The organism is Streptomyces sp. NPDC006602, assembly GCF_042870385.1.
In the GTDB taxonomy this organism is placed as follows: Bacteria; Actinomycetota; Actinomycetes; order Streptomycetales; family Streptomycetaceae; genus Streptomyces.
In genome coordinates this window covers 519,283-538,153 of the sequence record NZ_JBIAHG010000001.1, presented here as the reverse complement: position 1 = coordinate 538,153, position 18,871 = coordinate 519,283, and the positions used below count along the sequence as shown (strand labels likewise).

Below are 18,871 nucleotides of genomic sequence, written 5' to 3'. Positions count from 1 at the left end.
GTCCTCCGGATCACTTGGCGGGTGCCCGAGTCGCCGGCGGAGTGACCGCGTGCCGAGCGGCCCCGGCAACGCGGCAGGGCCGCCCCCTCACGGGTGGCGGCCCTGAAGCGCTGGTGAGGCGCGTCGATCACACGTCGAAGTAGAGCTCGAACTCGTGCGGGTGCGGACGCAGCTGGAGCGGCGCGATCTCGTTGGCGCGCTTGAAGTCGATCCACGTCTCGATCAGGTCCGGCGTGAAGACGTCGCCCTGGAGGAGGAACTCGTGGTCGGCTTCGAGGGAGGCGAGGACGGCCGGGAGGGACGTCGGGACCTGCGCCACGCTCGCGTGCTCCTCGGGAGCCAGCTCGTACAGGTCCTTGTCGATCGGCTCGGCCGGCTCGATCTTGTTCTTGATGCCGTCCAGGCCCGCGAGCAGCAGGGCCGAGAAGGCCAGGTACGGGTTGCCGGAGGAGTCGGGCGCACGGAACTCGACGCGCTTGGCCTTCGGGTTGGAGCCCGTGATCGGGATACGCATGGCCGCGGAGCGGTTGCGCTGCGAGTACACCAGGTTGATCGGCGCCTCGAAGCCCGGCACCAGACGGTGGTACGAGTTCACCGTCGGGTTGGTGAAGGCCAGCAGCGACGGGGCGTGCTTGAGGATGCCGCCGATGTAGAAGCGGGCGGTGTCCGACAGGCCCGCGTAACCGGCCTCGTCGTAGAACAGCGGGTCGCCGTTCGCCCACAGCGACTGGTGGACGTGCATGCCCGAGCCGTTGTCGCCGAAGATCGGCTTCGGCATGAAGGTCGCGGTCTTGCCGTTGCGCCAGGCCACGTTCTTCACGATGTACTTGAAGAGCTGGAGGTCGTCGGCCGCGGCGAGCAGCGTGTTGAACTTGTAGTTGATCTCGGCCTGGCCGGCGGTTCCCACCTCGTGGTGCTGGCGCTCGACCCGCAGGCCGGCCTTGCCCAGCTCCAGGGAGATCTCGGCACGCAGGTCGGCGAAGTGGTCGACCGGCGGGACCGGGAAGTAGCCGCCCTTGTAGCGGACCTTGTAACCACGGTTGTCCTCGAGGGCGCCGGTGTTCCAGGCGCCGGCCTCGGAGTCGATGTGGTAGAAGGACTCGTTCGCGGTGGTCGCGAAGCGGACGGAGTCGAAGACGTAGAACTCGGCCTCGGGACCGAAGTACGCGGTGTCCGCGATCCCGGTCGACGCCAGGTACGCCTCGGCCTTCTTCGCAACGTTGCGCGGGTCACGGCTGTACTGCTCGCCGGTGATCGGGTCGTGGATGAAGAAGTTGATGTTCAGCGTCTTGTCACGGCGGAAGGCGTCGACCCGGGCGGTCGACAGGTCCGCGCGCAGCGCCATGTCGGACTCGTGAATGGCCTGGAAGCCGCGGATCGAGGATCCGTCGAAGGCCAGCTCCTCGTCCGGGTCGAACGACTCGACGGGCACCGTGAAGTGCTGCATGACGCCCGGCAGGTCGCAGAAGCGGACGTCGATGAACTTGACGTCCTCGTCCGCGATGAACTTCTTGGCCTCGTCGGCGTTCTGGAACATCCAGCTCCTCCTACTCCCGGCCGTTCCCGTGCCGGGGTGGTAGTTCGTTCGTGCGGCCAGTGCGGTGGCACACGCTGACCTCGACCCTAGGTACGGGTGATTTCTCAGGCGTGACCCATTTGTTTCGCACAAGTTAACCGGACATCGTCGCGCCTACCCCACCTGTCCGTATGGCGAAACGGGCACAGTACCGTGGACGGGTGGACAACAGGCATGCAATCGGATCGTGGCTTTCCGGACCGCGCGCGGCCGCGGAAGAAGCCGGTGTCGACTTCGGATACCGGGGCGAGCAGCTCGGTCTGCCGGAGGAGGGACCGGGTTCGATCGCCCGTCCCGGTCGGCGCCTCGGTGCCATCGCCGTCGACTGGGGCCTGTGCCTCTTGATCGCATACGGTCTCATCACGCACGGCTACGACCAGGCGACCAGCAACTGGGCACTCCTCGTCTTCTTCCTGCTCGGCGCCCTGACCGTGGGCACCGTCGGCTTCACCCCGGGCAAGCGACTCTTCGGCCTGCGCGTGGTCGCCGTCGACACCGGCCGCGTCAGCCCCGCCCGCGCCCTGCTCCGCACGGCCCTGCTCTGCCTCGCCATCCCCGCCCTGATCTGGGACCGCGACGGCCGCGGCCTGCACGACCGGCTGGCCCGCACGGTGGAAGTACGCATCTAGCGTCTCCTCGACGAACTCGACGAACTCGACGAACTCGACGAACTCGACGAACTCGACGAATGCGCCTCTACGACGAACACGACGAAGGGGGGCGCCCGGAGTGATCCGGGCGCCCCCCTTCGTGTACGAGGGAGTCAGCGGGCCTTCGGTCCGCCCTTCGGGAGCTTCATGCCCTTCGGCATCGGCCCCTTCGGCAGCGGCATGTTGCTCATCAGGTCACCGAGGGCACGCAGCCGGTCGTTGGTGGCTGTCACCTGCGGACCGGTCAGCACGCGCGGCAGCTTCAGCATGGTCGTGCGCAGCTTCTTCAGCTCGACCTGGCTCTCGCCGGTGCCCACCATCAGGTCGTGCACCGGCACGTCCGCGACGATGCGGTTCATCTTCTTCTTCTCGGCGGCCAGCAGGCTCTTGACCCGGTTCGGGTTGCCCTCGGCGACCAGGACGATGCCGGCCTTGCCGACGGCCCGGTGCACCACGTCCTGACTGCGGTTCATCGCCACCGCGGGGGTGGTCGTCCAGCCCCGGCCGATGTTGTCCAGTACCGCTGCCGCCGCGCCCGGCTGGCCCTCCATTTGCCCGAAGGCCGCTCGCTCGGCCCGGCGCCCGAACACGATCGCCGACGCGAGGAAGGCGAGCAGGAGGCCCAGAATGCCGAGATAGATGGGGTGACCGATCAAGAAACCGATCGCGAGGAAGGCACCGAAGGTGACGATTCCGACAGCCGCGAGTACAAGACCGATCTTCTTGTCGGCCTTGCGGGTCATCTTGTAGGTCAGAGCGATCTGCTTGAGTCGCCCGGGATTCGCAGCGTCCGCTGCCGTGTCCTTCCTCGCCATGGCACGAAGTCTACGTGGCCCGGGGAGTGCACGACGACGGCGGTGCCCTCAGGAGGGGGAACGGGGGTGCTTCAGGGGCGTACGGTGAACGTCTGCTCGAGGACGCGCTGGACCTCGACCCGGTCCTTGGCGCGGCGGCGGTCCTCCAGGACGGACGTCCAGGCATTGCGACGGGCGGTGCGCTGGCCGCTGCTCATGAGCAGGGACTCGACGGCGCGGAGTGCGTCGGTGAACGTCGGAATCGGTGTGGCGCGTACGGGCGCGGCCTGCATGATGGAGGTCCCCCTCGATACAGCTGCGGGTATGGGTGTACGTGGTGTAAGTCCAGCGTCACTGATTGGTGTTACCAGGGCGTGACCGGCCGGTCAAACGCCAATGAAGCCTGGATGCGGAGCCCTTGAACGCCGACGCGGCCCTGACATGCGCCCTCATCAGCGAGGACGGTCAGGACCGCGTCATATCGGTCACTACCGACGGGTAGCCTCTTGTGCGTGAATTCACACGCTTGGGTCACTCCTTGTCGGGCAAGGTGGGTGACGGTGTGTCAGGGGGTCAGACGGCCTGCGAGGCGACGTACGAGCCCCGCTTCTCGACGGCCATCTGGTACAGCCGTCCAGCGCGGTACGAGGAACGCACCAGCGGACCGGACATCACACCGGAGAAGCCGATCTGCTCGGCCTCGTCCTTCAGCTCCACGAACTCGTGCGGCTTGACCCAGCGCTCCACGGGGTGGTGGCGCACGGACGGGCGCAGGTACTGCGTGATGGTCACCAGCTCGCAGCCCGCGTCGTGCAGCTGCCGGAGCGCCTCGCTGACCTCCTCGCGGGTCTCGCCCATGCCGAGGATCAGGTTCGACTTGGTGACGAGGCCGTAGTCGCGGGCGTCGGTGATGACCTTCAGCGAGCGCTCGTAGCGGAAGCCGGGGCGGATGCGCTTGAAGATCCGGGGGACCGTCTCGACGTTGTGCGCGAAGACCTCGGGGCGGGAGGCGAAGACCTCCGCCAGGAGCTCCGGTACGGCGTTGAAGTCCGGGGCGAGGAGTTCCACCTTGGTGCGGCCGGCCTCGCGGGAGGCGGTCTGCTCGTGGATCTGGCGGACCGTCTCGGCGTAGAGCCAGGCGCCGCCGTCCTCCAGGTCGTCGCGGGCGACGCCGGTGATCGTGGCGTAGTTCAGGTCCATGGTGACCACGGACTCGCCCACGCGCCGGGGCTCGTCACGGTCCAGCGCCTCGGGCTTGCCGGTGTCGATCTGGCAGAAGTCGCAGCGCCGGGTGCACTGGTCGCCGCCGATGAGGAAGGTGGCCTCGCGGTCTTCCCAGCACTCGTAGATGTTGGGGCAGCCGGCTTCCTGGCAGACCGTGTGCAGGCCCTCGCTCTTCACGAGGTTCTGCATCTTGGTGTATTCGGGACCCATTTTCGCCCGGGTCTTGATCCACTCGGGCTTGCGCTCGATGGGGGTCTGGCTGTTGCGGACCTCCAGGCGCAGCATCTTGCGTCCGTCGGGTGCGACTGCGGACACATCGGCTCCCTGTAGCTTCGATTCTTCGGCGTACACCAGGGTACGCCCGTGCGTTTTCGGTCCCCGGGGTGGGCAACCGTGCGGAACCGTGGGGAATTCCATGCCCGGGGCGAAGGTCACTTTTGTCCGAGGTGGGCGAAGGCCGGGGGTCCAGGGGGCGGAGCCCCCAGGACGGTCGGGTTACGCCGGTGCCCGCTCGACCACCCGCGGTTTCAAGTCCGCGTTCTCCAGCACATCCAGAAGGTGCCGCTCCACGACGGGCAGCACCTCGTCGATCGTGACGTCACGCCCGAGCTCGTTCGTGAGGGAGGCGACGCCCGCGTCGCGGATCCCGCACGGGATGATCCGGTCGAACCACCGGTTGTCCGGGTTCACGTTCAGCGCGAATCCGTGCATCGTGACGCCCTTGGCCACGCGGATGCCGATCGCGGCGATCTTGCGGTCCTCGCGGCGCTGACCGGCGTTGGAGGGGGCGTACTCCGGCCCGTTCATGCGCGGGTCGAACTCCTCGTCGTGCAGCCGCGGGTCGAAGTCCAGGGACAGCCCACCGAGCGACGGCCGCTGCTCGACCGGGTCGCCGAGCACCCACACCCCGCTGCGGCCCTCGACCCGGGAGGTCTCCAGGCCGAACTCCGCGCAGGTGCGGATCAGGGCCTCCTCAAGGCGCCGTACGTGCGCCACGACGTCCACCGGACGCGGGAGCTTCTGGATGGGATAGCCGACCAGCTGGCCCGGACCGTGCCAGGTGATCTTGCCGCCGCGGTCGACGTCGATGACGGGAGTGCCGTCGAGCGGTCGCTCGCTGTCCGCCGTGCGCCGGCCGGCCGTGTAGACCGGCGGGTGCTCCAGGAGCAGAACGGTGTCGGCGATCTCGTCGGCGAACCGTGCCGCGTGCACCCGGCGCTGTTCGTCCCACGCCTCCTGGTACTCGACGGCGTCCGCACCGAATCCCATCCGGACGAACCGCAACTCACTCACGGCAAGCGCCTCCCTAGAAGCCCTGGCAGGTCGTAAGGCACAAAGCGTGCCTACGTCACTGTACGACCGAGCGTCGCGCGTCAGCCGTGCGGCCAATCCTCACACGATCGGATGAACGAGCGTCGAAGTGTGCGATCGTCTGCTCACTCTCCGCTACATTCGCGCCGTTCACAGAGGCCATAAGGGCTGCTCACAGGCAATCCGGGCACCGCAGGCACCGCAGGCACGAAGCGGCCTCAGCGAGGCCCGAAGGCAGGAGACCGCACCGCAGATGACGGAACGACCCGCGCAGCGCACTCCCAACCGCCAGCTCGCCGCGCTCATCGCAGAAGCGGGGTTCTCCAACGCGGGTCTCGCCCGTCGCGTTGACCAGCTCGGTCTCGAACACGGGCTTGACCTCAGATACGACAAGACATCCGTGACCCGGTGGCTGCGAGGCCAGCAGCCCCGCGGCACCACCCCCGCCCTCATCGCCGAGGTCTTCACCCGCCGTCTCGGCCGCAGGCTCACCGCCCAGGACCTCGGACTCGACGCCTGCGCCCCCGTCTACGCGGGCCTGGAGTTCGCCGCCACGCCCGAGGAGGCCGTCGACATCATCAGCGGGCTGTGGCGCAAGGACACCGGCAGCCACGCCGAACTCCGCAAGATCGCGTTCACTCCGGCCGGCCTGGTCGTCCCGAGCCGGGACTGGCTGATCGGACGGCCCGACGACAGGGTGGCCCGCGGCGAGGCGCCCTCCCCCACTCGCGACTTCGTTCGAGCGGGAGGGGCCCCCACCGTCCCCGCGCAGGGACGTCCGGGCGGGCGCCGCCAGCGCGGCCAGGCCGAGCGCGGTCCCGGCCAGAAGGTCACGGGCGGCGACATCGCCGCGCTCCGCTCGGTCGGCGAGCTGTTCCGCTCCCTCGACGACATGTACGGCGGCGGCCACGCCCGCCAGGCCCTCGTGCGCTACCTGGAGCACGAGTGCGAGCCGATGCTGCGCGGCACCTACGGCGAGCAGACCGGCCGCCGCCTGTTCGCCGCCGCCGCCGACCTCACGAGGCTCGCGGGCTGGACGTCGTACGACATCACCGCGCACGGCCTCGCCCAGCGCTACTTCGTGCAGGCGCTGCGGCTCGCGCAGGCGGCCGGGGACCGGGCGTACGGCTCGTATGTGCTGGTCACGATGAGCCGGCAGGCCGTCTACCTCGGGCACGGGCGCGAGGCCGTGCAGCTCGCGCGGGTGGCGCAGCAGGGGGTGGGGACCAACGCCCCGCCCGTCGTCCAGGCGCTGCTGCACGCCGCCGAGGCGCGCGGGCACGGGGTGCTCGGCGAGGTGCGTGCCTGCACCGGGTCGCTGGTACGGGCCGAGCGCGCCCTGGAGGCGGCCCGGCCCGGTGACGAAGTCCCGCACTGGGCCCGCTTCTTCGACGAGGCACAGCTCGCCGACGAGTTCGGGCACTGCCACCGGGACCTCCAGCAGTTCCGCTCGGCCGCCCAGCACGCCGAGCGCTCCCTGCAACTGCGCGCCCCCTCCTACGCCCGCAGCCGCCTGTTCTGCCGAGTCGTCCTCGCCTCCGCCCGCCTCGGCCTCGGCGAACTCGACCAGGCCTGCGCACTGGGCGCGGAGGCCGCCGGCCAGGCGGCGGAGATGCGCTCGGTGCGGGCCGTCGAGTACGTACGGGACTTCGAGCGGCGGCTGGAGCCGTACAAGGACGCGGCGCCGGTACGGGGGTATCGCGACAAGATCGCGGCCCTGGGGTAGGGGAAATCGCCGTAGGGCTGACTGTTGTGTGCCCGGTGCGGGTTCGTTGTGGCTGGTCGCGCAGTTCCCCGCGCCCCTTCCGGGGGCGCTTCAGGCGGCCTTTGTTGTCGGCCTCGGGTCTGCCCGGTGCAGCGACCCGGCCACGCCCAGATCCGCCAGGATCGCCGAGGCGGCACGGTGCGCCGAGTGCAACGCGCCCTGCACCGTGCTGGTGTCCCTGTGGTCGCCGCACACGTACAGGCCCGCCAGCAGCCGTACCGGGCGGCGCGGGTCGTGCGGTGGGCGCATCACCGGGACCGCCTCGGCGGTGTGGTGGACGGCGAGGGTCTCCCACCGGCGGGTGGAGGTGCCGTACAGGCGGGACAGGTGCATGCGGACGGCCGTGTCCAGGTCGGACGGCGGCGGGCCGAGGACCGTGGAGGAGACGAGGGTGCGGCCCGCGGGGGCGCGGGACGGGTCGACACGGCTGACCACCGCCGTGTGCGCGACCGGGCCGCCCCGGTCCGCGTCGAGCAGCAGGGCCGCGCCCGTCGTCGGCGGCTCGTCCGTCGTGTGGTGGACCACCGTCACCGGGTGGAAGTCCGGTACCCGCAGGCCGGGCATCAGCTCGGCGGCGGCGCGGGCGTCGGTCGCGATCAGGACGGCCCGGCAGCGGATCTCGCCGTGCTCGGCCGTCGTCACCGAGGTCGTGGAGATCGAGGTGACCCGGACGCCGGTGTGCACGGTGCCCGGCGGCAGCGTCTGCGCGAGCAGCTCCGGCAGCACCTCGGCGCCGCCCTCCGGCACGCACAGCCGCCCACCCGCGAACGCCCGCAGCGCCAGGTCCGCGCACCGGCTGGACGTGGTCAGCTCCGGGTCGCACAGCAGGGCCGCGAGCAGCGGACGCAGGAATCCGTCGATCGTGCGGGCCGGTACACCGCGGGCGGCGAGGGCCTGCCCGGCGGGCAGTTCCGGGCGGGCCAGGAGACGCTCCACGGGGGTGTTCGCGATCCGGGACAGCGCGGCGCCGAGCCGGGCCTGGTCGACGGCGGTGCCGAGCGGGGCGGTTCCCCGGGGCGCCCGGGACCCCCAGGCTCCACCGCGGCCGGCACCGGCGCCATACACCGACCGGGTCTTGGGCGCCCAGCCCGACGGAGGAACACCGTGACTCTCGGCCCCGGGGCCAGGCGGTGAAACACCCCGGCCGTTCGACCCGCCGCCTGGCCAGGCAATGCCTCGGCTCCGCGCCCCGGCGCCCGACCGAGCACGATCCGCGCTGTTCACTCCGGTGTCCGGCTGGGTGCCGATCGGGGTTCGGGCTCCGGTGCCTGATGGGGCGCGACCCGGGCTGTTCGCCTCGGCGCCCGACCGAGCACTACCCCGGCTTTTCGCATCGGCGCCCGACTGGGCGCCACCCCGGTTCTTCGCCCCGGCCCCCCGCCAAGGAACACCCCGGGCCTTTGGCGCCGCGCCCGGCGAAGCGGCTCCCCTCGACCCGACGCCCGGTCGAGGCACCCCCCGGCCCCTCGGCGGGGCAGCCGGCTCCGGATCACCCCAGCCCGCGGACGCGGAGGAGCCCTGCCGCGGCACGCCCCGGCCCTTCGGTGCGGAGGCCGGCCTGGGGGCGTTTGCAAGGGCGCGCACCGCGTGGAGTGCGCCCCGTGCGCCCCCCGCGTTCGGGGGCGGGCCGGCTTGGTGGTGGCGGCCGTCGCAGTGCAGCAGGACGCCCGGTGCGAAGGGCCGCAGCACGAGCCCGTCGAGCCCTGGTGTCAGCCGTAGTTCGGGATACGCCGTGGACAGCAGCTGTCCGACGCGGTCGAGCCGGAAGCCGTCGACCTTCTCCGTCGTCATCCGGCCGCCCACACAGGGGGCGGCCTCCAGCACCGCGGTCGTCACTCCTGCGCTGGTCAGCCGATGCGCCGCGGACAGCCCGGCGACCCCGGCTCCCACGATCACGACGTCCGCCTGGTACGCGGGCTCAAGCACGGGCCCCTCCTCGAGGTTGCGCGGCCGGTGGAGACGTCAGGCCCCCAACTGGCTCCGGGGATACCCGAGTTCGGGTCGAGGGTAGGGCCGTGATCGGTCCGGGGCAGTCGCGCATCGACAGGGCACGGTCGCACGACGGTCGCATACGATCGCAAGAGTCACCTCGCCGCCCGGATCGCCTCCTCGATCTCCGGGAACGCGAAGGTGAACCCCGACTCCAACAGCCGCATCGGCAACACCCGTTGGCTGCCCAGCACGTCCCCGGCCATCTCACCGAGCACGGCCCGCAGCACGGGCGCGGGCACCGTGAACACGGTCGGCCGGTGCAGTACGCGCCCCATCGCCGCGGTGATCTCACTGTTCGTCAGCGGGTGCGGGGCGGTCACGTTGAACGGCCCCGACAGACCGTCGGTGTCCATGAGATGCCGGATCGCGGCCACCTCGTCGTGCAGCGAGACGAACGACCAGTACTGCCGTCCGTCCCCCATCCGCCCGCCGAGCCCCGCCAGGAACAACGGAAACAGCCGCCCCCACGCCCCGCCCTTCCGGGACACCACCAGGCCCGTCCGGGCGAACGCCGTCCGCACGCCCGCCGCCTCGGCCGGCGCCGCGGCTGACTCCCACTCCACGCACAGCTCGGGCAGGAAGCCCACCCCGGGCGGGGCGTCCTCGTCGACGGCCCGGTCGCCGGTCTCGCCGTAGATGCCCATCGCGCTGCCGTTGACGAAGACCCGCGGCGGCCGGTCCAGGGACGCGACCGCCTCGGCGAGGGCGGCCGTGCCCAGCACCCGGCCGGCCCGGATCTTCGCCTTGTACGCGTCCGTCCAGCGGCGCGACCCCACGTTCGCGCCGGCCAGGTTGACCACCGCGTCGCACCCGGCGAGCCCGGCCGTGTCGACGTACTTCCGCTCCGGATCCCAGCGAACCTCGTCCGGCGTCCTGGGCTCCCGGCGCACCAGGCGCACCACCTCGTGTCCGTCGGCCGTCAGCGACCGCACGAGAGCGCTGCCGATGAGGCCGGAGGCGCCGGACACGGCAATTCTTGAAAGTTCCATGATCTCATTCTGCCTGGTAGGTGAATAAAATCCGGGTCTGTTTCCGGTGTGCCCGCCGTAGGGTGACGGTCATGCCGGTACCCCACATACGCCACGCCACCCCGGACGACGAGGAACCGCTGGGCCGCCTCGACCGCGCCACCTGGTCCCCGCAGCACGCCGTGCAACCCCGTCCGCAGCCGCCGTACGACCCCTTCTTCAACGAGCGGTTCGGCCCGCGGGACCATCTGGTCGCGGAGCTCGGCGGCAGCATCGTCGGCTACATCCGCATCGGCTACCCGACCTCGCTCGCCTGCAACACCCACGTCCGCCAGATCCAGGGCCTCGCCGTCGCCGAGGAGGCGCGCGGCGCAGGGGTCGGCCGGGCGCTGCTGCGGGCCGCACAGGACGAGGCCCGGCAGCAGGGGGCACGCCGGATCACCCTGCGTGTGCTCGGCCACAACACGCCGGCCCGCAAGCTCTACGAGGCCGAGGGCTTCGTCGTGGAGGGTGTGCTGCCCGAGGAGTTCTTCCTGGAGGACCGGTACGTCGACGACGTGCTCATGGGCCGCAGTCTCTGACCTGGTCCGCCGAGGCGGTCGCACGACGCCTGCGCGCCACCAGAAACATGGGCACCCCCGCCGGCGCGGCCGCCGTGGCGAAACCGGCGAGCACCCAGCCCTTGCCGCCGGAATCCGGCGCCGGAGCCGCGGCGGTGAGGGCGAGCAGGGAGACGAGGGCCGAAGTGGCGGGTCGGAGCACGGCGAAAGTACGTGACATGGCTCAGAGGGTCGCCCAGGGGTGCCCCGGCGCAGGGCATTGATCCGTACGAGGGCGACGCGAGGGGCGGGAGCCGGCGCCTGCCCGGCCGGTCACGCCGTCAGTGACCGCATCCCGCCCATCAGTTTCCGCAGGCACCGCCCGGCCAGCTCGGCGGGCGACCCCGGTCCGGTCAGGTCGGCGTCCGTGGCGGCCCAGACCTCCAGCGCCACCCGGATGGCGTCGGTGGCCGCGGCCGCGGCCAGGCGGGTCTCCAGCTCCTTGGCGTCCAGGCCCGCCAGCCGCGTCAGTACGGGGATCAGCTTCTCCTCGGACTCCTGGTGCACCCGATACCAGACGGCACGCAGGGCCGGGTCGGCGGCGGCCGCCCGCAGCAGCTCCCGTGTCTGCCGGAGACCCTCGGCCGCGTGCTCGTCCGGCGCGGCCAGCGCCTCCCGCATCGCCCGCTCCAGCGACTCGGGCACGGCCGCGCCCGGCTCGGTCGCCGCGAGCAGCGCCCGCCAGCGGTCGCCGCCGGCGGCGAGCAGGGGGCCCACGGCGTCCTGCTTGTTGCGGAAGTAGCGGTAGAAGGTGCGCAGCGCGACCCCGGCCCGCTCGGCGATCTCCTCAGCCGTCGTGCCGTCCGGGCCGCGCTCGGTGAAGAGCTCGGCGGCGGCGCGCGCGATGTCCAGCTGGGTCGCCGCCTTGCGGCGCTCGGTCAGCGAGGGGGGCCTGGAGCTCACCCGTGGAAGCGTACGCCGAGACGCCGCGATCGGCGTGTTTGGGCAACATGGCAATACGTGCCATACGGCCGTACCTGCCATACGCGGGCGGACGGCGGATTCGAAGCCGGCAATGCCGACGCCTAGGACGTCACCAGCTCGCCCGTGTCCACCGGCGCCGTCGCGTCCACCGCGCGTCCGGCGTCGTCGGCGACCTCGTCGGCCGTCAGGACGTAGCCCGTCTCGGCGTCGGAGGTGGAGCGGGCGAAGACGACGCCGTAGACCTTGCCGTCGGTGGTGAGGAGGGGGCCGCCGGAGTTGCCGGGGCGGACGGTGGAGCGGATCGAGTAGATCTCGCGGGTGACGATCCCGTCGTTGTAGATGTTCTGCCCGTTCGCCTGCACCCGGCCCGCGACGGTGGCCGCCTGCAGGTTCAGGTCGCCGTCCTGCGGATAGCCCGCGACCACGGCCGAGTCGCCCCGCGAGGCGCTGTCGTCGAAGCGCAGGACGGGGGCGTTCAGGTCGGGGGCGTACAGCACGGCCACGTCCTTGTCCGGGTCGAAGAGCACCACGCGTGCCTCGTACGACCGCCCGACCCCGCCGATCCGCACGCTCGGGTCGTCGATGCCGGCCACCACGTGGGCGTTGGTCATCACGTGCTGCGGCGCGTACACGAACCCGCTGCCCTCGCGGCCCTGGGTGCCCGAGACGCCCTCGATCTTGACGGTGCTGAGCTTGGCGGCGTTGGTGGCGCTGGCGGTGACGCTGTCGCCGGTGGGCTTGGCGACCTCGGCGGTCGACTCGTTCTCGAACGGGTTGAAGACCTGTGGGAAGCCCGCCTGGGTGAGCGCGGACGTGGCCCGCGAGAACCAGGCGGGGGTCGTGTCCGGCATGGTGTCCTGCACGGCGCCCAGCAGCGCCGAGTCCCGGATCGCGGTCGTGACCAGCGGCGACGAGGACGCGCCGAGGACGCTCGCGGCCACCCACGCCACGATCAGCACGGCCACCGAGTTGGCCGCGGCCCCGCCGACCCCGTCGGCCACTCTGAGCGGACCGAGACTGGCACGGCCCAGCTCCCGGCGCAGCCGCAGCGCGAGCCGTCCCGCCAGCTCGTGCCCGACCACCGCCGGGACGAGCACCGTCACCACCGCGGTCACCGTCGCCGCGGTCGTGCCTGGTGCCGCCAGGTCCATCACCCATGGCAGCACCCACACGCCGATGACCGCGCCGCCCACGAACCCGGCGAGCGAGACACAGCCGGCGACCAGTCCGCGTCGGTAGCCGGAGGCCGCGTAGGCGAGGATCACCAGCAACAGCAGGATGTCGAGCAGGTCCACTGAGCCGCCTTTCTCCAGGACCCCTTAGTACGCACGGGATGCGCCCAGTGATCAGCCACGCGCGCGTGGCGCCCGGAACCCGCCACGCGTGCGTGCACCAGGAAAAACGTCACGGACCAGGACGATGGTTCCACCGGGTGGCACAGCACACATCGCGGGCGGACCGGATCGGCCGGACAGTGGAAAGCATGCGTGTCCCAAGACCGACGGGCTCCCGCGGGACGCGCGCGGTGCGCATACCGAAGGCCGCGCTCGTGCTGCTCGGCTGTGTGCCCGGCCTCGCCGCCGTCGTCGCGCTGGTGCTGTGCGCGCATGGCGTCGAGCGCACGGTCGCCGCCGGTGGAGGGCCGGTCGTCCCCCGCCCCGCCGCGGCCCATCCCCCGCCCAGACCGCCCATCGTGCCGCGGTCGGTCTGGGCGGGGGAGGACCGCAGCCGGACCCGGCCGCCGCCGCGCTACGACGACAAGGTCGTCGCGGTGTTCATCCACCACACCGACTCGCCCAACGCCTACGACTGCGCCGAGGCCCCCCGCATCATCCGCTACCTCGCCGCGGGCATGACCGAATCCCGCGACTGGGACGACATCGGCTACAACTTCCTCGTCGACCGCTGCGGCAACGTCTACGAAGGCCGCGCGGGCGGCACCGACCGCCCCGTCACCGGTGCCCACACCCAGGGCTTCAACCACCGCACCACCGGCATCGCCGCCCTCGGCACCTTCACCGACGGAGTGCCGGTCCCCAAGGTGATGACCGACGCGATCGCCCACCTCGCCGCCTGGAAGCTGGGCCTCGCCGGCATCGACCCCCGGGGGACGGTCCGCCTGGTCTCCAGCAACGGCCGCAGCCGCTACGCCGACGGCACCGCCGCCACCCTCCCCGTCCTGGCCGGTCACAAGGACGCCTACAGCACGAGCTGCCCGGGCGCGGCCCTCAGCGCCCGCCTCCCGGAGATCAGGGACCTGGCGGCCCGCCTGCAGGGCAGGACGTAGCAGTGGGGCTCACAGGTTTCTCCCAGCCGGCTCACTGATCCCCCCGAGGCAGCCGCCATAACGTCGTGGACACGCACTGACCGGAGGTGGGGATCATGAACAGCAGTCACGCCGACACCATGGAGACCACGGGTGGTTGGGCGAGGACCGCCCGCGGCCCCTGGGCGGTCGTCTGCGCGGTCGCGGCCGTCGTCCTGGGCCCGGCCGCCGTCACGGCGTCCGCCCTGGAACAGGCCAACGCGGCACCGCTCCACCACGCGGTGAAGGCGGACACCGCGCAGGCGTACATCCCGACGGACACGACCCGCCGCCGCGCCACCGCGTAGGCCTCAGCCCCGAAAGCGCTCCCACAGCTTCGGATACCGCCCCGCCAGCACGGCCTCGTCCTCGAAGTCGATCGGCGTGCCCAGCGGCTCGGACGGGGCGGGCGCGATACCCAGGTCGGGGGCGACGGTGCCGGTGAGCTGTTCGTACGCCTCGTCCGCCGCGTAGCCGAGTTCCTCGCCGTCGCCGTCCACCTCCTCGTCGAAGTCGTCCAGGAGGTCGGCCAGCGAGTCGGGGTCGTGCACCCCGCCCTCGTACACCTCGCGGCCCTGGCCGATCAGCCAGCACCGGAAGAAGTCGAAGGCGTCGTCGCTCGCGCCGTCCAGCAGGACCCAGGCGGCGCCCCACAGGTCCCAGGTGTACGCGCGGTTGTAGCGGGCCTCGAAGTGACGGGCGAAGTCGAGGACCATGTCCGGGTCCAGCTGGAGAAGCCGGTCCACGAGCAGATCGGCCTGCTCCTCGGGGTCGCCCTCGGCGGCCTCGCGGGTGGCGTCCACCAGCTCCCAGAACTCCGTCTCGTCCATCACGGGTCCAGCATCGGCCCTGAAGAGGTGGGACGCACGTGGAGTGCGGCGGATTGTTATGTCCCGTACAGCGCGGCCAGTCTGGCCGCGTCCGCCACGAAACGCGCCCGCAGACTCTCCGGCGCCAGCACCTCCACCTCCGGCCCGAGCGCCGCGAGCTGCGTGTGCGCGACCTCCTCGGACTCCACCGGGAAGGTCAGTGTCACCCACCCGTCGTCGTCCGGCGCGCCGGCCGCTGCCAGCGCCTCCCGCACCGACACGGGATCGACGGCGTGCGGCAGTCTGCGCACCCCGTCCCCCGACAGCCGCACCACGACCTCCGCCCGCAGCAGCGACCGCGCGAACTGCTCGGCCCGCTCGTCCCAGAAGCCCGGCAGATCGAACTCCTCGTCCCGCTCGAACCGCTCCTCATCGGCTGTCACCGCGGTGAACCGGTCGATCCGGTACACCCGGTAGGAGCCGCTCTGCCCGGCCACCCGGGCGCACAGGTACCAGACGCCCGCCTTGAGCACGAGTCCGTACGGCTCCAGATCACGCACGACGTCCTGCGAGCGCTCCCCCTCCCGGCCGCGATAGCGCGCGCTGATCCGCCGGTCGTCCCACACCGCGTCCGCGACGGCGGGCAGCAGCTCGGGGGTCTTCGGCTCCTTGAACCAGTTCGGCGCGTCCAGGTGGAACCGCTGCGCCGCCGTACGGGAGGCGTCGCTCAACGAGGGCAGCAGGGCCGCCGACACCTTCAGCCGGGCCGCCGAGGCCGCGTCCTCGAGGCCCATCTCCCGCAGCGCCCCGGGCACCCCGGACAGGAACAGCGCCTCGGCCTCGCCGCGGGCCAGCCCGGTCAGCCGCGTGCGGTACCCGCCGATCAGCCGGTAGCCGCCGGCCCGCCCCCGGTCCGCGTAGACCGGTACCCCCGCCTCCGACAGCGCCTGCGCGTCGCGTGTGACGGTCCGCTCGGACACCTCCAGCTCACGGGCCAGCTCGGCGCCGGTCATGGACGGCCGGGACTGGAGCAGCAGCACCATTTTGATCAGACGGGCAGCACGCATACGGCCATGATGCCGGGCCCCACCGACAACGAAGGGGTACGGCAGCAGCCGTACCCCTTCACCGGACCTCGGGCCCTGAGTCCTTACAGGCCGTACTTCGCCCGCGCTTCCTTCACCGCGGTCGCCTTGACCTCGCCCCGCTTGGCGAGCTGTGCCAGGGCCGCGACGACGATCGACTCGGCGTCGACACCGAAGTGCCGGCGGGCCGCGTCACGGGTGTCCGACAGACCGAAGCCGTCGGCGCCCAGCGAGGAGTAGTCCTGCTCGACCCACTGCGCGATCTGGTCGGGGACCTGGCGCATGTAGTCGGAGACCGCGAGCACCGGGCCCTCGGCGCCGAGCAGTGCCTGACGGACGTACGGCACCCGCTCCTCGCCCTCCAGGAGGGCCGCGTCGGCCTCCAGCGCGTCGCGGCGCAGCTCGGTCCAGGAGGTCGCGGACCACACGTCGGCGGCCACGCCCCACTCCTCGGCGAGCAGCTTCTGCGCCTTGATCGCCCAGTGGATCGCCGTGCCGGAGCCCAGCAGCTGGATGCGCGGGGCGTTCGCAACCGGCGAGAGCCCGGCCGACTCCGCCGTGCTGAACCTGTACAGGCCCTTGACGATGCCCTCGTCGATACCCGGACCCGACGGCTTCGCGGGCTGCGGCAGCGGCTCGTTGTAGACGGTCAGGTAGTAGAAGACGTTCGGGTCCTCACCCGGGGCCGTCTCGCCGTACATCCGGCGCAGACCGTCCTTGACGATCGCGGCGACCTCGTACGCGAACGCCGGGTCGTACGTCAGCGCGGCGGGGTTCGTCGCCGCGATCACCGGCGAGTGGCCGTCGGCGTGCTGGAGGCCCTCGCCCGTCAGGGTCGTGCGGCCGGCCGTCGCGCCGACGAGGAAGCCGCGGCCGAGCTGGTCGCCGAGCTGCCACATCTGGTCGGCCGTGCGCTGCCAGCCGAACATCGAGTAGAAGATGTAGAACGGGATCATCGCTTCGCCGTGCGTGGAGTACGCGGTGGACGCGGCGATGAAGTCGGCCATCGAACCGGCCTCGGTGATCCCCTCGTTGAGGATCTGGCCGTTCGTGGCCTCCTTGTAGTACATCAGCTGGTCACGGTCGACCGGCTCGTACGTCTGGCCCTTGGGCGAGTAGATGCCCAGGGAGGGGAAGAGGCTCTCCATGCCGAAGGTGCGCGCCTCGTCGGGGACGATCGGCACCCAGCGCTTGCCGGACTCCTTGTCGCGGACCAGGTCCTTGACGAGCCGGACGAAGGCCATGGTGGTGGCCACGTTCTGCGTGCCGGAGCCCTTGTCGAAGGAGGCGAACGCCTTCTCCGCCGGAGCCGGCAGCGGGGCCAGCGGCTGCGTACGGCGGGCCGGGGCCGGGCCGCCGAGGGTCGCACGGCGCTCCTGGAGGTAGCGGACCTCGGGGGAGTCGGCGCCGGGGTGGCCGTAGGGCACGACCCCGTCGACGAACTGGCTGTCGGAGATCGGCAGCTCCAGCAGGTCGCGCATCGTCTTGAACTCGTCCACCGAGAGCTTCTTCATCTGGTGGTTGGCGTTCTTCGACGCGAAGCCCTCGCCGAGGGTGTGGCCCTTGACCGTCTGGGCCAGGATGACCGTCGGGGCGCCCTTGAACTCCACGGCCGCCTTGTAGGCCGCGTACACCTTGCGCGCCTCGTGACCACCGCGGGAGAGGTGGAAACACTCGAGGATCTTGTCGTCGCTCAGCAGCTTCGCCATCTCGGCGAGCGCCGGGTCCTTGCCGAAGAAGTCCTCGCGGATGTAGGCGGCGCCGCGGGTCTGGTACGTCTGCACCTGGGCGTCGGGTACCTCGCGCAGGCGGCGTACGAGCGCGCCCGTGGTGTCGAGCCGGAACAGCTCGTCCCAGGCGGTGCCCCACAGCGTCTTGATGACGTTCCAGCCGGCGCCGCGGAACTGGGCCTCCAGCTCCTGCACGATCTTGAAGTTCGCGCGGACCGGGCCGTCGAGGCGCTGCAGGTTGCAGTTGATGACGAAGGTCAGGTTGTCCAGACCCTCGCGGGAGGCCAGTGCGAGTGCGGCCGTCGACTCCGGCTCGTCCATCTCGCCGTCGCCGAGGAACGCCCAGACGTGCGACTGGGAGACGTCCTTGATGCCGCGGGCGGTGAGGTAGCGGTTGAAGCGCGCCTGGTAGATCGCCGACAGCGGGCCGAGGCCCATCGACACCGTCGGGAACTCCCACAGCCAGGGCAGGCGGCGGGGGTGCGGGTACGACGGGAGGCCGTTGCCGCCGGACTCGCGGCGGAAGTTGTCGAGCTGCTCCTCGCCGAGCCGGCCGTCGAGGAAGGCGCGGGCGTAGATACCGGGGGAGGCGTGGCCTTGGATGTACAGCTGGTCGCCGGAGCCGGGTGACTCCTGCGATTCCTTGCCCTTGAAGAAGTGGTTGAAGCCCGTCTCGTACAGCCAGGCCGCGGAGGCGAAGGTGGCGATGTGGCCGCCGACGCCGTATTTGCTGCCCCGGCTGACCATCGCCGCCGCGTTCCAGCGGTTCCAGGCGGTGATCCGGGCTTCCATCGCCTCGTCACCGGGCGCGGACGGCTCGGCGGCGGTCGGGATGGTGTTGACGTAGTCGGTCTCGAGAAGCTTGGGCAGCGCGATGCCGGTGCCCTCGGCCCGCTCCAGCGTGCGACGCATCAGGTATGCAGCGCGGTGCGGCCCGGCCGCCTTGGCGACCGCGTCCAGTGAGGCCTGCCATTCGGCAGTCTCCTCCGGGTCCCGGTCCGGGAGCTGGTCGAGCGCGCTCGGCTGGATGCCGTTGGGGTCGGTCATGTCGCCGCCTTCCTCAGTCGAAGGGGGTTCCCTCATCAGGGTTCGGGGGTGCCCTTGGTCTTTGGCAGGACAGGGCTGGGGCCTCGGTGGAA

The 18,871-nt window shown here is 71.4% G+C and carries 18 protein-coding genes and 1 pseudogene; 5 read left to right on the top strand and 14 right to left on the bottom strand.

Features of this window, described 5'->3' with window-relative positions:
- Positions 1–127: 127 nt before the first annotated feature.
- The gene (gene glnA, locus ACFYO2_RS02465; RefSeq protein WP_388342885.1) at positions 128–1,537 is read right to left on the bottom strand and encodes a type I glutamate--ammonia ligase; all 1,410 of its coding nucleotides are present in this window, start codon (positions 1,535–1,537) and stop codon (positions 128–130) included.
- Positions 1,538–1,737: 200 nt separating this feature from the next.
- Between glnA and ACFYO2_RS02460 the strand changes: the two genes are divergently transcribed.
- Positions 1,738–2,205, top strand: coding sequence for an RDD family protein (locus ACFYO2_RS02460; protein ID WP_388342882.1), 468 nt, complete (start codon positions 1,738–1,740; stop codon positions 2,203–2,205).
- Between the two features lie 134 nt (positions 2,206–2,339).
- Here the strand turns inward: ACFYO2_RS02460 and ACFYO2_RS02455 are convergent, their stop codons facing one another.
- The 4 genes from ACFYO2_RS02455 to lipB all read right to left on the bottom strand — a co-directional run bounded on the left by ACFYO2_RS02455 (position 2,340) and on the right by lipB (position 5,633).
- The gene (locus ACFYO2_RS02455; RefSeq protein ID WP_388342880.1) at positions 2,340–3,041 is read right to left on the bottom strand and encodes a DUF4191 domain-containing protein; all 702 of its coding nucleotides are present in this window, start codon (positions 3,039–3,041) and stop codon (positions 2,340–2,342) included.
- A gap of 71 nt (positions 3,042–3,112) precedes the next feature.
- Positions 3,113–3,313 (bottom strand): hypothetical protein, encoded by a 201-nt coding sequence (locus ACFYO2_RS02450; protein ID WP_388342878.1) that lies wholly within the window; start codon positions 3,311–3,313, stop codon positions 3,113–3,115.
- 280 nt (positions 3,314–3,593) lie between these two features.
- The gene (lipA, locus tag ACFYO2_RS02445) at positions 3,594–4,559 is read right to left on the bottom strand and encodes a lipoyl synthase (protein WP_388342875.1); all 966 of its coding nucleotides are present in this window, start codon (positions 4,557–4,559) and stop codon (positions 3,594–3,596) included.
- Between the two features lie 180 nt (positions 4,560–4,739).
- On the bottom strand, positions 4,740–5,633 hold the full coding sequence (lipB, locus tag ACFYO2_RS02440; protein WP_388342873.1) for a lipoyl(octanoyl) transferase LipB: 894 nt from the start codon (positions 5,631–5,633) through the stop codon (positions 4,740–4,742).
- A gap of 175 nt (positions 5,634–5,808) precedes the next feature.
- On the opposite strand from lipB, the gene ACFYO2_RS02435 reads away from it, so the two are divergent.
- Positions 5,809–7,281, top strand: coding sequence for a regulator (locus ACFYO2_RS02435; protein WP_388342871.1), 1,473 nt, complete (start codon positions 5,809–5,811; stop codon positions 7,279–7,281).
- A gap of 90 nt (positions 7,282–7,371) precedes the next feature.
- On the opposite strand, the gene ACFYO2_RS02430 is transcribed toward ACFYO2_RS02435, so the two are convergent.
- From ACFYO2_RS02430 to ACFYO2_RS02420, 3 genes and pseudogenes are all read right to left on the bottom strand, one after another.
- Positions 7,372–8,775, bottom strand: a complete 1,404-nt coding sequence (locus ACFYO2_RS02430) for an FAD-dependent oxidoreductase (protein WP_388343957.1) — start codon at positions 8,773–8,775, stop codon at positions 7,372–7,374.
- A gap of 303 nt (positions 8,776–9,078) precedes the next feature.
- Positions 9,079–9,210: pseudogene (locus ACFYO2_RS02425) on the bottom strand (NAD(P)-binding protein); the annotation flags it as partial.
- Positions 9,211–9,404: 194 nt separating this feature from the next.
- Entirely contained in the window at positions 9,405–10,301 is an 897-nt protein-coding gene (locus ACFYO2_RS02420) for a TIGR01777 family oxidoreductase (RefSeq protein ID WP_388342868.1), read from the bottom strand.
- A 71-nt stretch (positions 10,302–10,372) separates the two neighbouring features.
- Here ACFYO2_RS02420 and ACFYO2_RS02415 point away from each other — a divergent pair, with 71 nt between their 5' ends.
- Complete coding sequence (locus ACFYO2_RS02415; RefSeq protein WP_388342866.1) at positions 10,373–10,861, top strand: GNAT family N-acetyltransferase; 489 nt, start codon at positions 10,373–10,375, stop codon at positions 10,859–10,861.
- On the opposite strand, the gene ACFYO2_RS02410 is transcribed toward ACFYO2_RS02415, so the two are convergent.
- From ACFYO2_RS02410 to ACFYO2_RS02400, 3 genes are all read right to left on the bottom strand, one after another.
- Positions 10,842–11,060, bottom strand: coding sequence for a hypothetical protein (locus ACFYO2_RS02410; RefSeq protein ID WP_388342863.1), 219 nt, complete (start codon positions 11,058–11,060; stop codon positions 10,842–10,844). The two genes, ACFYO2_RS02415 and ACFYO2_RS02410, sit on opposite strands and share 20 nt — an antisense overlap.
- 92 nt (positions 11,061–11,152) lie before the next feature.
- Entirely contained in the window at positions 11,153–11,782 is a 630-nt protein-coding gene (locus ACFYO2_RS02405) for a TetR family transcriptional regulator (protein ID WP_388342860.1), read from the bottom strand.
- A 122-nt stretch (positions 11,783–11,904) separates the two neighbouring features.
- Positions 11,905–13,098 (bottom strand): MarP family serine protease, encoded by a 1,194-nt coding sequence (locus tag ACFYO2_RS02400; protein ID WP_388342857.1) that lies wholly within the window; start codon positions 13,096–13,098, stop codon positions 11,905–11,907.
- 188 nt (positions 13,099–13,286) lie between these two features.
- Here ACFYO2_RS02400 and ACFYO2_RS02395 point away from each other — a divergent pair, with 188 nt between their 5' ends.
- Positions 13,287–14,090 (top strand): peptidoglycan recognition protein, encoded by an 804-nt coding sequence (locus ACFYO2_RS02395; RefSeq protein ID WP_388342855.1) that lies wholly within the window; start codon positions 13,287–13,289, stop codon positions 14,088–14,090.
- Between the two features lie 95 nt (positions 14,091–14,185).
- On the top strand, positions 14,186–14,416 hold the full coding sequence (locus ACFYO2_RS02390; RefSeq protein WP_388342853.1) for a hypothetical protein: 231 nt from the start codon (positions 14,186–14,188) through the stop codon (positions 14,414–14,416).
- 3 nt (positions 14,417–14,419) lie between these two features.
- Here ACFYO2_RS02390 and ACFYO2_RS02385 read toward each other — a convergent pair whose 3' ends face one another.
- The 3 genes from ACFYO2_RS02385 to aceE all read right to left on the bottom strand — a co-directional run bounded on the left by ACFYO2_RS02385 (position 14,420) and on the right by aceE (position 18,779).
- Entirely contained in the window at positions 14,420–14,938 is a 519-nt protein-coding gene (locus ACFYO2_RS02385; protein WP_388343954.1) for a DUF4240 domain-containing protein, read from the bottom strand.
- 56 nt (positions 14,939–14,994) lie between these two features.
- Positions 14,995–15,984, bottom strand: coding sequence for a helix-turn-helix transcriptional regulator (locus ACFYO2_RS02380; RefSeq protein WP_388342851.1), 990 nt, complete (start codon positions 15,982–15,984; stop codon positions 14,995–14,997).
- 83 nt (positions 15,985–16,067) lie between these two features.
- Positions 16,068–18,779 (bottom strand): pyruvate dehydrogenase (acetyl-transferring), homodimeric type, encoded by a 2,712-nt coding sequence (gene aceE, locus ACFYO2_RS02375; RefSeq protein ID WP_388342848.1) that lies wholly within the window; start codon positions 18,777–18,779, stop codon positions 16,068–16,070.
- Positions 18,780–18,871: the final 92 nt, after the last annotated feature.

What these genes read in the sequence shown, in the direction of transcription:
- ACFYO2_RS02455 (WP_388342880.1), bottom strand. Translation starts at nt 3,041, where the DNA reads ATGGCGAGGAAGGACACGGCAGCGGACGCTGCGAATCCCGGGCGACTC.
- ACFYO2_RS02395 (WP_388342855.1), top strand. Translation starts at nt 13,287, where the DNA reads ATGCGTGTCCCAAGACCGACGGGCTCCCGCGGGACGCGCGCGGTGCGC.
- ACFYO2_RS02390 (WP_388342853.1), top strand. Translation starts at nt 14,186, where the DNA reads ATGAACAGCAGTCACGCCGACACCATGGAGACCACGGGTGGTTGGGCG.
- ACFYO2_RS02410 (WP_388342863.1), bottom strand. Translation starts at nt 11,060, where the DNA reads ATGTCACGTACTTTCGCCGTGCTCCGACCCGCCACTTCGGCCCTCGTC.
- glnA (WP_388342885.1), bottom strand. Translation starts at nt 1,537, where the DNA reads ATGTTCCAGAACGCCGACGAGGCCAAGAAGTTCATCGCGGACGAGGAC.
- ACFYO2_RS02380 (WP_388342851.1), bottom strand. Translation starts at nt 15,984, where the DNA reads ATGCGTGCTGCCCGTCTGATCAAAATGGTGCTGCTGCTCCAGTCCCGG.
- ACFYO2_RS02415 (WP_388342866.1), top strand. Translation starts at nt 10,373, where the DNA reads ATGCCGGTACCCCACATACGCCACGCCACCCCGGACGACGAGGAACCG.
- ACFYO2_RS02385 (WP_388343954.1), bottom strand. Translation starts at nt 14,938, where the DNA reads ATGGACGAGACGGAGTTCTGGGAGCTGGTGGACGCCACCCGCGAGGCC.
- aceE (WP_388342848.1), bottom strand. Translation starts at nt 18,779, where the DNA reads ATGACCGACCCCAACGGCATCCAGCCGAGCGCGCTCGACCAGCTCCCG.
- ACFYO2_RS02435 (WP_388342871.1), top strand. Translation starts at nt 5,809, where the DNA reads ATGACGGAACGACCCGCGCAGCGCACTCCCAACCGCCAGCTCGCCGCG.
- ACFYO2_RS02420 (WP_388342868.1), bottom strand. Translation starts at nt 10,301, where the DNA reads ATGGAACTTTCAAGAATTGCCGTGTCCGGCGCCTCCGGCCTCATCGGC.
- ACFYO2_RS02450 (WP_388342878.1), bottom strand. Translation starts at nt 3,313, where the DNA reads ATGCAGGCCGCGCCCGTACGCGCCACACCGATTCCGACGTTCACCGAC.